General features: G+C 70.3%; 12 protein-coding genes. 9 read left to right on the forward strand and 3 right to left on the reverse strand.

Annotated features, from left to right (window positions below; genetic code table 11):
- Positions 1 to 10 precede the first annotated feature (10 nt).
- Complete coding sequence (locus tag MZV50_RS05355) at positions 11 to 1,651, reverse strand: M56 family metallopeptidase (RefSeq protein ID WP_252633382.1); 1,641 nt, start codon at positions 1,649 to 1,651, stop codon at positions 11 to 13.
- On the reverse strand, positions 1,651 to 2,022 hold the full coding sequence (locus MZV50_RS05360) for a BlaI/MecI/CopY family transcriptional regulator (RefSeq protein ID WP_252633383.1): 372 nt from the start codon (positions 2,020 to 2,022) through the stop codon (positions 1,651 to 1,653). The genes MZV50_RS05355 and MZV50_RS05360 overlap by 1 nt, the downstream gene beginning before the upstream one ends.
- Before the next feature lie 140 nt (positions 2,023 to 2,162).
- Here MZV50_RS05360 and MZV50_RS05365 point away from each other — a divergent pair, with 140 nt between their 5' ends.
- The 4 genes from MZV50_RS05365 to MZV50_RS05380 all read left to right on the forward strand — a co-directional run bounded on the left by MZV50_RS05365 (position 2,163) and on the right by MZV50_RS05380 (position 4,844).
- Positions 2,163 to 2,645, forward strand: a complete 483-nt coding sequence (locus MZV50_RS05365; protein WP_252633384.1) for a hypothetical protein — start codon at positions 2,163 to 2,165, stop codon at positions 2,643 to 2,645.
- A gap of 67 nt (positions 2,646 to 2,712) precedes the next feature.
- Complete coding sequence (locus MZV50_RS05370) at positions 2,713 to 3,669, forward strand: bifunctional helix-turn-helix transcriptional regulator/GNAT family N-acetyltransferase (RefSeq protein WP_252633385.1); 957 nt, start codon at positions 2,713 to 2,715, stop codon at positions 3,667 to 3,669.
- Between the two features lie 6 nt (positions 3,670 to 3,675).
- Complete coding sequence (locus MZV50_RS05375) at positions 3,676 to 4,185, forward strand: GNAT family N-acetyltransferase (protein WP_252633386.1); 510 nt, start codon at positions 3,676 to 3,678, stop codon at positions 4,183 to 4,185.
- Between the two features lie 98 nt (positions 4,186 to 4,283).
- Positions 4,284 to 4,844, forward strand: coding sequence for a hypothetical protein (locus MZV50_RS05380; RefSeq protein WP_252633387.1), 561 nt, complete (start codon positions 4,284 to 4,286; stop codon positions 4,842 to 4,844).
- A 4-nt stretch (positions 4,845 to 4,848) separates the two neighbouring features.
- On the opposite strand, the gene MZV50_RS05385 is transcribed toward MZV50_RS05380, so the two are convergent.
- A complete protein-coding gene (locus MZV50_RS05385; RefSeq protein WP_252633389.1) occupies positions 4,849 to 6,156 on the reverse strand; it encodes an aspartate aminotransferase family protein in 1,308 nt (435 codons plus the stop codon).
- Between the two features lie 95 nt (positions 6,157 to 6,251).
- On the opposite strand from MZV50_RS05385, the gene MZV50_RS05390 reads away from it, so the two are divergent.
- The 5 genes from MZV50_RS05390 to MZV50_RS05410 all read left to right on the forward strand — a co-directional run bounded on the left by MZV50_RS05390 (position 6,252) and on the right by MZV50_RS05410 (position 12,707).
- Positions 6,252 to 6,962, forward strand: a complete 711-nt coding sequence (locus tag MZV50_RS05390; RefSeq protein WP_252633390.1) for a GntR family transcriptional regulator — start codon at positions 6,252 to 6,254, stop codon at positions 6,960 to 6,962.
- Between the two features lie 64 nt (positions 6,963 to 7,026).
- A complete protein-coding gene (locus tag MZV50_RS05395) occupies positions 7,027 to 8,517 on the forward strand; it encodes an aldehyde dehydrogenase (RefSeq protein ID WP_252633392.1) in 1,491 nt (496 codons plus the stop codon).
- Between the two features lie 10 nt (positions 8,518 to 8,527).
- A complete protein-coding gene (locus MZV50_RS05400; RefSeq protein WP_252633393.1) occupies positions 8,528 to 9,979 on the forward strand; it encodes an NAD-dependent succinate-semialdehyde dehydrogenase in 1,452 nt (483 codons plus the stop codon).
- Positions 9,976 to 11,331: an aspartate aminotransferase family protein gene (locus MZV50_RS05405; RefSeq protein ID WP_252633395.1), complete on the forward strand. Its 1,356-nt coding sequence runs from the start codon at positions 9,976 to 9,978 to the stop codon at positions 11,329 to 11,331. The genes MZV50_RS05400 and MZV50_RS05405 overlap by 4 nt, the downstream gene beginning before the upstream one ends.
- A complete protein-coding gene (locus MZV50_RS05410) occupies positions 11,328 to 12,707 on the forward strand; it encodes a glutamine synthetase family protein (RefSeq protein WP_252633396.1) in 1,380 nt (459 codons plus the stop codon). The genes MZV50_RS05405 and MZV50_RS05410 overlap by 4 nt, the downstream gene beginning before the upstream one ends.
- The last annotated feature ends 11 nt before the right edge of the window (positions 12,708 to 12,718 follow it).

Raw genomic sequence — 12,718 nt, forward strand, 5'->3', positions numbered from 1 at the left:
GCGCTCGGGTTTACGGGACGGTCTTGAGGACGACGTTGACCGTCATCTTCTTGTCGGTGGACAGGTCGCGCGGGGTCACCTCCAGGCGCTCGATCATGCCCGGAGCCAGATCGGCGGGCGCGAAGTCGATCGGCGCCATGCGACCGTTGACCTTCAGATTGACCAGCAGCGGGTTCAGCTTGCCGCGCAGGCTCACGTCGCCCAGGTAGATGGTCCTGTCCGGGGTGCGCTGCTGCTGATCGGCCCGGATCTCGATGCGGGTCTGCTCCTGGTCGACATTGACCTCGATGTCCCGCGCCACCCGCCGCTCCGGCTGGGGATTGGGCGTCGGGTTCGGGCGCGGATCAGGGTTCGGGTTCGGGTTCGGATCGGGGTGCGGGTCGGGACCGCCGCTCATCCGCGGCGGAGCCATCGGCGCGAACGCCGCCGGCGGCGCGGCCGCCACCGTCATGGGCGCCGCTTCCGCGACAGGCGCGGCCGGAGCCGCCGGGCGCGCGATGGCGGCCTCCGCGGTCATCTCCGCGGCGGGGGCGGCTTCGACCGCCGGCGCGGCGTCCTCGGCGGCGATGGCGGTGACCGCCTTGGCGGCGGCGAAGGTTTCGGGCGGGGCAAGGCGGCGCGCCTGGCTGGCCAGGGCCAGCGAGCCCCAGCCGGTGGCCGCCGTCAGCAGGCCGCCCAGCGCCAGGGCCGCGCCGATCCGCACGGCCGACGCGTGGCCGTGCGGCTGCAGGATGGACGACAGGCGCATGCGGACCAGGCCGCGATCCCGGCCGGTGAAGGCCGACACGAAGGCCGATTGCGGTGCGGGCAAGGCGTTGATGCGCAGGGCCTCGACCAGTACGCGGGCATAGTCGCGGCGGGCCTCTGGCGCGGCGCCGTCCAGGGCGGTCTGATCGCAGACCGCCTCGCGGGCGGCCAGCATCCGGCCGCGCAGGATCGCGACGGGCGGGCTCAGCCAGAAGAGGCCGGCCAGGGCCTCCTCGGCCGGGATCCGCCAGTTGTCGCCGCGGCGCAGGTGGGCCAGTTCGTGGCCGCAGACCAGCTCCAGGCGGCTCGCGTCGGTTGCCTCGGCCAGGGCCTGGGGCAGCAGGATCACGGGGCGGCGGGCGCCGGCCAGCAGCGGCTCGCCGACGTCGGCGCTGATCCGAACGCGCGGGGGCTTCACACCCAGGCGCGCGGCGCGCGCTCGGACGGCGTCAATCAGGGCGTAGTCCTGGCAGGGCTGGGCGGCGGCGCGGGCGGCGGCCAGCCTGCGGCGGCCCCGGTTCCAGCGCCAGCCGCGCATCAGGAGACCGGCGGCGGACAGGCCGACGAGGCTCCAGGCCAAGTCTTCGACCAGCCCCGGCGGCGGCGCCCAGGCGGCCGGCGGGGGCGCGACGGTTGGGGCGGCCGCGCTCTGGGCGGTTTCGGGGGCGTCGGCGACCGCGATTATCATCGGCGGGGCTTTGGGCGTGGGGGCGGGTGCGAAGGTCAGGGCCACGGTCGCGGCCAGGGCCGCGGGGGGCAGGGCGTAGGCCAGGCTCCAGGCGGCGGCGCGCGGGCGCGGGTCGTCGGTCAGGCGTTCGACCAGGCGGCCCAGGCCCAGGCCGAGCGCGCCGACGGGCCAGGCGGCGACCAGGCCCAGGGCGGTGGAGGCGAGCAGCGGATGCATCACTCGGCGTCCTTCGTGCTGGTGTTGAGCAGGGTCTCCAGTTCCTGGATCTCGGTCTCCGACAGGATCTGGCTGCCCGAGAAGGCCGAGGCCGGCAGGCGGCCGTCGATCTCCAGCAGGCCGCGCAGGCGGTTCAGCACCCCGCCGATCACGTCGACCTTGCCCTTGTGCGCTTCGTAGACCGCCAGGCCATGCACCGAACGGCGGACCAGCAGGCCCTTGGCCACCATCCGCTCCAGCACGGTGCGGGTGGTCGAGGCGCTCCAGCCCAGCTCGGGCTCGATCAGCCCCTGCGCTTCCCGGGCGCTCATCGCGCCGCCGCGCCAGAAGGCCTTCAGCACTTCCAGTTCCAGATCGGAGGGTTCGGTCATGGGGTACGGCCTAGCTGATGTCACGGGTACGCTACAAATGTAACGAGGTGGCGTCAAGTGTGATGAACGACGTTCGGTAGTGACAGGCGAGGTTTCTTGATTTACGCATGTAGATCAAGATTACAAACGTGAGTTTTTCTATGGCCGCCGACCAGGTCAGTATCCGGAAGTTGCCTCTCGAAGGTCGTGCGCCAAGTCGCTGGCGGTGGGTGGTCGTCGCCATCGGCTTCGCCGCGCTGATCGGCGTGGGCGCCGAAGTCATGGCGCGACACGACCGCGCCGAGCAGGCGCGCCGCGACGCGTACTGGCGCCTCGACGGACCGCCCTGCGCGCCGCTCGATCCGACGATCTTCCGAGGCCTGCGCCGCTATCCCCAGGCCACGCCCTACGACGAGACGCTGTATCGGCGCGCGGGCGGGGCGATGACCTGCACGCATCTGGTCGACCGCATCGGCGGCGCGAAGGTCCGCTACCAGGTCTGCAAGTTCAACGCGCCGGACTATCTGCTCGTGTTGCAGAGCGGGCGCGACCGCTTCTACGATCTCACGGCGGGCCGCTCGGCCTTGGTCACCGTCGTCAAGGACGAGGTGCGCTGCGTCGTCATCCCGCCCTTCAGGATGTGATTGGCCCTTGCCTTGGCCTCATATTCATAGCTAGCTATATAGCGTGCTATAGATATGGAGCGTGGCGATGGAAGTCGATCTGCTGGCGGGCTTCGGCGTGGGGTTCCTGGGCAGCCGGCTCAAGCGGCTGGCCGAGCGGATGCAGGCCGACGCGGCCGAGGTGGCGCGGTTCCTGGACCTGCCGGTCCAGCCGGCCCAGATGTCGCTCTTGATGACCATCCGCCTGCACGGCCCGATCACCGTGGGCGAGCTGGCCGAGCGTCTGCAGCTGGCCCAGCCCACCGTCACCCGCGCCCTGGGAACGCTGGGCGAGTTCGTCGAGGCCCGCCGCGCGCCGGGCGACGCGCGCTCCAAGTCGCTGGCCCTGACCCCGGCGGGAGAGGCCTTGCTGGTCCGGGTCCAGACCCAGCTCCTGCCGCGCATCGAGCCGGCCGCCGCCGAGCTGGTCGAGGGCCTGTCCGGCGACTTCATGCAGGGCCTGGCCAAGGTCGAGGCGCGGCTGGCCGAGATCTCGCTGCTGGCCCGCATCCAGCGCGCGCCGCCGCCCAGCATGTGGGCGCGCGACTTCTCCGACGATCTGGCGGAGGCCTTTCACCAGATCAACGCCGAATGGATCAGCGAGATGTTCGCCTTGGAGCGGAACGACATCGACCTGCTGTCACGGCCGCGCGAGCTGATCCTCGACAAGGGCGGGGTGGTGCTGTTCGCGGAGACCCCGGACCTGGGCGTGGTCGGGACCTGCGCCCTGATGGTCTCCAAGGACGGCTGGGTCGAGCTGACCAAGATGGGCGTGCTGAAGAGCGCGCGCGGTCTCAAGGTCGGCGAGTTCCTGCTGGCCAAGACCCTGGAGCGCGCCGCCAGCCTGGGCATGGACAAGGTCTATCTGCTGACCAACAAGAAGTGCGCCGCCGCCATCCACCTCTACGAGAAGCTGGGCTTCGTCCATGACGCCGAGATCATGCGACTGTTCGGCGCGCGGTATGAGCGTTGTGACGTGGCCATGTCGTACGCGCCGAGAGGTTAGGCGCCGGTGCGGGAAGCGGCCTTCGAGATCATCGACTATGCCGGCGGGCGCGACCCTGAGGTCGCCGCGCTCATTCTTTCCGTGCAGCGCGACGATGTCGGTCTCTTCGTGCCGGTCGAGGAGCAGCCGGAGCTGCTCGACATCGCCGGCGCCTATCGCGACGGCGGCTTCTGGGTGGCGATGGCGAGCGGCGAGATTGTCGGGACGATCGGCATGATGCGCTATGGATCGAGCGGCGTGCTGAAGAAGCTGTTCGTGCGGCGGGACTATCGCGGGCCGGACGGGGCGGCTCACGGCCTGTACGACAGGGCCATCGCCTGGGCCGAGGCGCGCGGCCTCGCCGCGATCTTCCTGGACACACCCGCGGTGGCGACGCGGTCGCACGCCTTTTACCGGCGTCGGGGTTTCTGCGTCGTGGACCGCGCCGAACTGCCGAGGGGCTATGATTTCCCCGATCGCGACAGCCTGATCTTCAAGCTCGACATGCCCGCGCGACCTGGTGGGCCAGGACGCTAGACGCCACGGCGCGGTGGCAGGCGCACCCGCGCGCCAAAAAGCCTTGTCGCCCTGACCGAAATCCGCGCCCTATCCCATCGCAACCTGGGAGCTGCGGCATGGTCGTCCGTTCACTCTTCACGCTTGCCCTCCTGGTCATGCTGGCGGGCTGCGACCAGCGTCCGGCGAAGACCGAGCCGGAGGCGAAGGCTCACCCGGTTCGCTACGATCGCGCGGCTGACGGGGCGCCGCGCTGCGCGGCAGGCGAGCGCCGGGTCTATAGCTGCGCGTTCAAGCAGAAGACCGTGTCCGTGTGCGCCACCGATCGCACCGTGACCTACCGGTATGGCGCCGCCAACAAGACCGACCTGACGATCGTCAGCGATGGCGCTGACGGCAAGGCGCACGCGACCTCGATCCGCGGGCCGGGACGTGGCGGTTTCCAGACCAGCTTGAGGTTCTCCAACCAAGGCTACGAGTACATCGTCTATTCGGCGATCGGCGGCGCGGACACGGAGGTCGCCGGGCGGCGCTGGTCGGGCCTGGTGGTCATGAAGGGCGGCGACCAAGTTTCCAACCAGGAGTGCCCCACGGCTGGGCCTGGCCAGCGTTTCACGCTCGACACGGCGCCGTCTTTCATCCCCGACGAGACCAATCCCGAATTCGAGGCCTGGTACTGAACAACTAGGCGACCCGGCTCAGCACCTTGCGGATGATCTCCACCATCCGGTCGATGTGGCTCTTCTCCAGGATCAGCGGCGGCGACAGGGCGATGATGTCGCCGGTGACGCGGATCAGCAGGCCCTCGTCGAAGCAGGTCTCGAACACCTCCATGGCCCGGGCGGTCGGGGCGCCGGGGCGGGGCTCCAGCTCGATGCCGGCGATGATGCCCAGGTTGCGGATGTCGACCACGTGGCGAGCGTCGGCCAGGCCGTGCATGGCGTCCTGCCAATAGGCCTCGATGCCGGCGGCGCGGGCGAACAGGTCGTCCTCCTGGTAGGTCTCCAGCGTGGCGATGCCGGCGGCGCAAGCGAGCGGGTGGGCCGAATAGGTGTAGCCGTGGAAGAGCTCGATCGCCGCGTCGGCGCCGTCCAGCATGGCGTCGTAGATCTTGGTCGAGGCGGCGACCGCGCCGGCCGGGACGGCGGCGTTGGTCAGGCCCTTGGCCAGGCACATCAAGTCGGGCGTGACGCCGAAGCGGTCGGCGGCGAACGGCGCGCCCAGGCGGCCAAAGCCGGTGATCACCTCGTCGAAGATCAGCAGGATGTCGTGCTTGTCGCAGATCGCCCGCAGGCGTTCGAGATAGCCCTTGGGCGGAACCAGCACACCGGTGGAGCCGGCCACCGGCTCGACGATCACGGCGGCGATGTTGGAGGCGTCGTGCAGGGCCACGATCCGCTCCAGGTCGTCGGCCAGGTGGGCGCCGTGCTCGGGCTGGCCCTTGGCGAACAGGTTGCCGGCCACGCCGTGGGTGTGGGGCAGGTGGTCGACGCCAGTGAGTAAGGATCCGAAGTACTTGCGGTTGGTCGGGATGCCGCCCACCGAGATGCCGCCGAAGCCGACGCCGTGATAGCCGCGCTCGCGGCCGATCAGCCGGGTCTTGGTCCCCTTGCCCCGGGCGCGGTGATAGGCCAGGGCGATCTTCAGCGCCGTGTCGACCGACTCCGAGCCCGAGTTGGTGAAGAAGATCCGGTCCAGGCCGGCGGGCGTGATCTGGGCCAGGCGCGAGGCGAACTGGAAGGCCAGCGGATGGCCCATGTTGAAGCTGGGGGCGTAGTCCATCTCGGCCGCCTGCTTCTGGATGGCCTCGCGGATCTTGGGGCGGTCGTGGCCGGCGTTGACGCACCACAGGCCGGATGTGGCGTCCAGCACCTCGCGGCCGTCAGGCGTCTTGTACAGCATGCCGCTGGCCGACGAGAGCATCCTGGGATGGCTCTTGAACCGCCGGTTCGGGGTGAACGGCATCCAGAAGGCGTCGAGGTCGTTGGACATGGCAAGGGCTCCGCGGGGCCTTGCATTGTGATCGCAATGGCGCCCCTCTCGTAAAGAGAGGTTTTTTCGCCCGGCTTGGAGAGGAGGTGGACGAGATGGCCAGAATCCGCCGCCCCCTGGCCGACCAGACCGCCGTCCACGACCAGGTCTACGAGGCGATCCGCCAGGCCCTGATCACCGGCCGCATCGCGCCCGGCAAGGGCGTGTCCCTGCGCAGCCTGGCCGCCGAGCTGGGGGTCAGCCCCATGCCGGTTCGCGACGCGGTCCGACGCCTGGTGGCCGAGCGCGCCCTGGCGATCAATCCGGCCAACAAGCGCCTGTCGGTGCCCTCGCTGACCGCCGGCCGCCTGGAACAGCTGTCGCTGGCCCGGCTGTGGGTCGAACCGGAGCTGGCGGCCAGAGCCGTCACGAGGGCCGCCGCCAATTCCGACGCCAGCCTGGTGCGCCAGCTGCAGGCCATCGACGCCGATGTCGACGAGGCCCTGCGGCTGGGCGACGTCGACCGCTACATGACCGCCAACCACGCCTTTCACTTCGCGCTCTACGAGCGGGCGGGGGCCGAGGTGCTGCTGGCCATGGCCGGCGGCCTGTGGCTGCAGGTCGGACCGTTCATGCGGGTGGTGTTCGGCCGGGTCGGCGCCGATGGCCTGGTCGCCGACCGACATGCCGAGGCGATCGAAGCCTTGCGCGCCCGAGATCCCGACGGCGCCCGCCGGGCGATCGCCGCTGACCTTTCCGAAGGCATGGACAAGATGCGGGCCGCCGTCGAAGCCGGCAACGGGGCGCCCCATGAAGCGTCGCCATGAGTCGGACGCTTGACACTTCCGGTTTGCCGGAAAACTGTGATCACAATAGTCCGGATTTTCCCGCGTGACCTTGCCCGCCGACATCTCGGAGCGTCTCTCACGCCTGGCCCTCCCCGGGCAGGCGATCATCGACGGCGCGCGGGTCGAGGCCGCCTCGGGCGCGACCTTCCACAACGTCTCGCCACGCGATGGGCTGGTGCTGAACCAAGTGACGGCCTGCCAGGGCGAGGACGTCGCCCGCGCCGTCGCCTCCGCCCGCGCGGCCTTCGAGGACGGCCGCTGGCGCGACCAAGGGCCGCGCGCCAAGAAGAAGGTCCTGTTCCGCCTGGCCGAGCTGATGGAGCGCGACGCCGAGGAGCTGGCCCTGCTGGAAAGCCTGGACGTCGGCAAGCCGATCCGCGACGCCCGCAACGTCGACATCCCGCTCGCGATCGGCACCTGCCGCTGGTACGCCGAGGCGCTGGACAAGGTCTATGGCGAGGTCGGCGCGTCGCCGGTCGATCGCCTGAGCTACGCGGTGCACGAGCCGCTGGGCGTGATCGGGGCGATCGTGCCGTGGAACTTCCCGCTGCACATGGCGATGTGGAAGGTCGCGCCGGCCCTGGCCATGGGCAATTCGGTGGTGCTGAAGCCCGCCGAGCAATCGCCGCTGACCGCCCTGAAGCTGGGCGAACTGGCCCTGGAAGCGGGGCTCCCGGCCGGGGTGCTGAACGTGATCCCCGGCCTGGGCGGCGTCGCCGGCGAGGCCCTGGCCCTGTCGATGGACGTCGACATGATCGCCTTCACCGGCTCGGGCCCCGTGGGGCGCAAGCTGATGGAATATTCGGCCCGCTCGAACCTGAAGCGGGTCAGCCTGGAACTGGGCGGCAAGTCGCCCCAGATCGTCTTCGCCGACTGTCCGGACCTGGACGCCGCCGCCGAGGCCGCCGCCTGGGGCGTGTTCTATAATCAGGGCGAGGTCTGCACCGCCGCCTCGCGCCTCTTGGTCGAGGCGCCGATCAAGGAACAGTTCCTGGAGCGGGTGGTGGCCGTGGCCAAGACCCTGGTCCCCGGCGATCCGCTGGATCCGGAGACGGTGTTCGGGGCCATGGTCAGCGAGCGGCAGATGAAGACCGCCCTCGACTACATCGCCACCGCCGACAGCCAGGGCGCGCGCCGCGTGCTGGGCGGCCAGCGGGCGCGGAAGGACAGCGGCGGCTTCTATGTCGAGCCGACGATCTTCGACCGTGTCGAGGCTGACCACACCCTGGCCCGCGAGGAGGTGTTCGGGCCGGTCCTGGGGGTGCTGACCTTCAAGGACGAGGACCAGGCCATGCGCCTGGCCAACGACACGGTCTACGGCCTGGCCGCCGGCCTGTGGACGTCGGACATCAACCGCGCCCTGCGCGGGGCGCGGCGGTTGAAGGCCGGGCTGGTCTGGGTCAACGGCTGGGACGCCTGCGACATCACCATGCCGTTCGGGGGCTTCAAGCAGTCCGGTTTCGGCCGTGACCGCAGCCTTCATGCGTTGCACAAGTACGCCGACCTGAAGTCGGTGTCCGTGACGCTGAGGTGAGTGCCGCCCAATGACCAGCAAGTCCCTGAATCTCGTTGAAACCGAAGCCTTCATCGACGGCCTCTGGATCGAGGGCGACAAGACCTTCGAGGTGCTCAATCCGGCCGACGGGACGGTGATCGCCAAGGTCGCCGACCTCGGCCCCGGCGAGACGCGCGTGGCCATCGAGGCCGCGCATCGGGCCTTCCCGGCCTGGGCCGCCAAGACCGCCAAGGAACGCGGGGCGATCCTGCGTCGGTGGAGCGACCTGATGCTGTCTCACGCCGAGGATCTGGCCCGGCTGATGACCGCCGAGCAGGGCAAGCCGCTGGCGGAAGCCAAGGGCGAGGTGGCCTATGGCGCGGCGTTCATCGACTGGTTCGCCGACGAGGCCAAGCGCGCCTACGGCCACACCATCCCGACCCCGATGCCGGGCAAGCGCCTGGCCTCGATCAAGCAGCCCGTAGGGGTCTGCGCGGCCATCGCGCCGTGGAACTTCCCGATCGCCATGATCACCCGCAAGGTCGGCCCGGCCCTGGCCGCCGGCTGCACGGTGGTGGTCAAGCCGGCCGCCGAGACGCCGCTGTGCGCCCTGGCCATCGCCCGCCTGGCGACCGAGGCGGGCGTGCCGGCCGGCGTGCTGAACGTCGTCACCGGCAAGGACAGCAGCGGCATCGGCAAGGCGCTGTGCGAGGACAGCCGCGTGCGCAAGCTGTCGTTCACGGGCTCTACCCCGATCGGGAAGATCCTGTACGAGCAGTGCGCCGGCACGATGAAGAAGCTCAGCCTGGAGCTGGGCGGCAACGCGCCCTTCATCGTCTTCGACGACGCCGACCTGGAGGCCGCCGTCGACGGCGCCATCGCCAGCAAGTACCGCAACACCGGCCAGACCTGCGTCTGCGCCAACCGGCTGATCGTCCAAGCCGGCATCCACGACGCCTTCGTCGCGCGCCTGGCCGAGAAGGTCGCGGCGATGAAGGTCGGGCCGGGGACCGGCGAAGGCGTCGTGATCGGCCCGCTGATCAACGACAAGGCCATCGTCAAGGTCGAGGCCCTGGTGCGCGAGGCCGTCGCGGGCGGGGCCAAGGTGGTGGTCGGCGGCGACCGCCACGACCTGGGCGGGCTGTTCTACCAGCCCACGGTGCTCAGCGATGCGACGCCGGACATGCGGTTGTTCAACGAGGAGATCTTCGGTCCCGTCGCCCCGGTCGTGAAGTTCCACACCGAGGAGGAGGCCATCCACCTGGCCAACGCCACGCCCTTCGGCCTGGCGTCGTACTTCTACAGCAAGGACGTGGCCCGCTGCTGGCGGGTGGCCGAGGCCATCGAGGCCGGCATGGTCGGCATCAACGAGGGGCTGATCTCCACCGAGGTGGCGCCCTTCGGCGGGGTCAAGGAATCCGGCCTGGGTCGCGAGGGGTCTTCCGAGGGCTTGGATGAGTACCTGGAGACCAAGTACCTGTGTTTCGGCGGGGTCGGATGATCGCCGAGCTCACCCGCACCGCCACGGACATCCTCGCCGACGAGCGCGCCCGGTTCGTCGCCGAGCATCCGCGCTCGGTCGCCATGGCCAAGGCCGCGGCCGGGGTCTGGCGCGGCGGGGCGCCGATGCACTGGATGAACGACTGGGCCAGTCCGTCGCCGATCTTCGCCGCCCAGGGCGTCGGGGCGCAGGTCACCGACGTGGATGGGAAGTTGTATGACGACTTCTGCCTGGGCGACACGCCGTCGATGTTCGGCCACGCCGACGCCTCGGTGGCGGCGGCGGTCGCCGACCAGATCAAGCGCGGCGCGGGCTTCATGCTGCCGACCGCCTCGGCGGTGATCGTCGGCAAGCTGCTGGCCGAGCGCTTCGGCCTGCCGCTGTGGCAGACGGCGACCACGGCCAGCGACGCCAACCGCGCGGCGATCCGCTGGGTGCGGGCGGTGACCGGGCGGCCGGTCGTGCTGGTGTTCGACGGCTGCTACCACGGCATGGTCGACGACGCCTTCGTGGTGCTGAAGGACGGCGCTTCGGTGATGAAGCCGGGCCTGCTGGGCCAGGTCCACGACCTGACGACCACCACCCGTGTCGTGCCGTTCAACGATCTCGCCGCCCTGGAAGCGGCCCTGGCCCCCGGCGACGTCGCCGCCGTGCTGGCCGAGCCGGTGATGACCAACTGCGGGATGATCCTGCCCGAGCCTGGCTTCCACGACGCCCTGCGCGCGCTGACCCGCGACGCCGGAACCCTGCTGGTCATCGACGAGACCCACACCATTTCGACCGGTCCCGGCGGCTATACCCGCGCCTTCGACCTGGAGCCCGATGTCTTCGTCCTGGGCAAGGCCGTCGCCGGCGGCGTGCCGGCCGCCGTCTGGGGCGTCACGGCCGAGCTCTCCGCGCGGATGGACGCGGCCCAGGCGCGGATCGGTCCTGGCCAGTCCGGCATCGGCACCACGCTGTCGGGCAACGCCCTGGCGATGGCCGCCATGCGCGCCATGCTGTCCGAGGTGATGACCGAGGCCGCCTACGCCCGGATGCTGGCCGGGGCCGAGCGCCTGGTCGCGGGCCTGAAGGGCGTGATCGCCGCGCGCCGCTTGCCGTGGTCGGTGGTGCATGTCGGGGCGCGGGTGGAACTGGTCTTCGCCGACCCGCCGCCCAAGACCGCCGCCGCGATGCGGAAAGCGCTGGACCACACCGCCGTGGAAGCGCTGCATCTGTGGCTGATCAACCGGGGCGTCCTGATCGCGCCCTTTCACAACATGATGCTGGTCTCGCCCGTCACCGACGACGCGGCGATCGACCGGCTGGTCGCGGCCGTGGACGGCTTCGCGGTCGCGATGGGGGACGCATGAGCGCTGTAGCCGACATCCAGGAATGCCGGGACTTCCTGGCCGCGAACCCGCAGGTGAAGTTCGTCGACGTGTTCTTCACCAGCATGACCGGGGTGCCGCGCGGCAAGCGGCTGCGGATCCACGAGCTGCCGGCGATCTACGAATACGGCCGCTTCCTGCCGGGCTCGATCCTGGTGGTCGACACCCTGGGCGCCGACTGCGAGGACACGGGCCTGGTTTGGGAGGACGGCGACGCCGACCGCCGCGCGCGGCCCGTGCCAGGCACCCTGACCCTGGCGCCGTGGCTGGGTCCCGACGTCGCCCAGGTGATGCTGTCGCTGTACGAACTGGACGGAACGCCCAACGACTTGGATCCGCGCCACGTCCTCCAACGTGTCCTGGACCGCTACGCCGCCGACGGCCTGACGCCGGTCGCGGCCTGCGAGCTGGAATACTACCTGGTCGACCTGGAGCGCGGCCCGAACGGCGAGCTGCAGCCGGCCAAGTCGATGCAGACCGGCCTGCGCCCCAGCGGCATCCAGGTCTACGGCCTGCCCGAGCTGGAGGCCCACGCCCCGTTCCTGCGCGAGCTGTGGGACACCGCCGACGTGATCGGCGTGCCGCTGGAAGGCGCGATCTCGGAGTTCGCCCCGGGCCAGGTCGAGCTGACCTTGATGCACAAGCCCGACGCCCTGCGCGCCGCCGACGACGCGGTGCTGTACAAGCGCGCCGCCAAGGGCGTGGCCCTGCGCCATGGCTGCGAGGCGACCTTCATGGCCAAGCCGTGGAGCGACCGCGCGGGCAACGGTTTCCACGTCCATCTCAGCGTCAACGACGCGGCCGGAAACAACCTGTGCGCCGCCGAGGACCTGGAAGGTTCGCCGCTGCTGAAGCACGCTATCGCCGGCATGAAGGCCCTGCTGGGCGAGGGCATGGCGATCCTGGCGCCCAACGCCAACAGCTATCGCCGCTTCAAGGCCAACAGCTACGCGCCGGTGGCCCCGACCTGGGGCGTCAACAATCGCACGGTCAGCCTGCGCGTGCCGGCTGGTCCGCCCAAGACCCGGCACGTCGAGCACCGCGTGGCCGGGGCCGACGGCAATCCGTACCTCGTTTTGGCCGTGCTGCTGGCCAGCGCCCACCACGGCATCACGAACAAGCTGGATCCGGGCCCGGCGGTGGTCGGCGACGGCTACGCGGCGGCGGCCAAGGAGAACATCCGCCTGCCCAACAACTGGTTCGCGGCGGTCGACCTGTTCGAGCGGTCGACCGTGCTGCGCGACTATCTCGGCGACCGCTTCGTGGACATGTTCGTCTCGGTCAAGCGCACGGAACAGGCGCGCTTCTTCGAGGTCGTCACCGAACTCGATTTCGATTGGTATCTCCGCAACGCCTGACGGCTGAGTAG

This window comes from Caulobacter segnis (assembly GCF_023935105.1).
In the GTDB taxonomy this organism is placed as follows: Bacteria; Pseudomonadota; Alphaproteobacteria; order Caulobacterales; family Caulobacteraceae; genus Caulobacter; species Caulobacter segnis_B.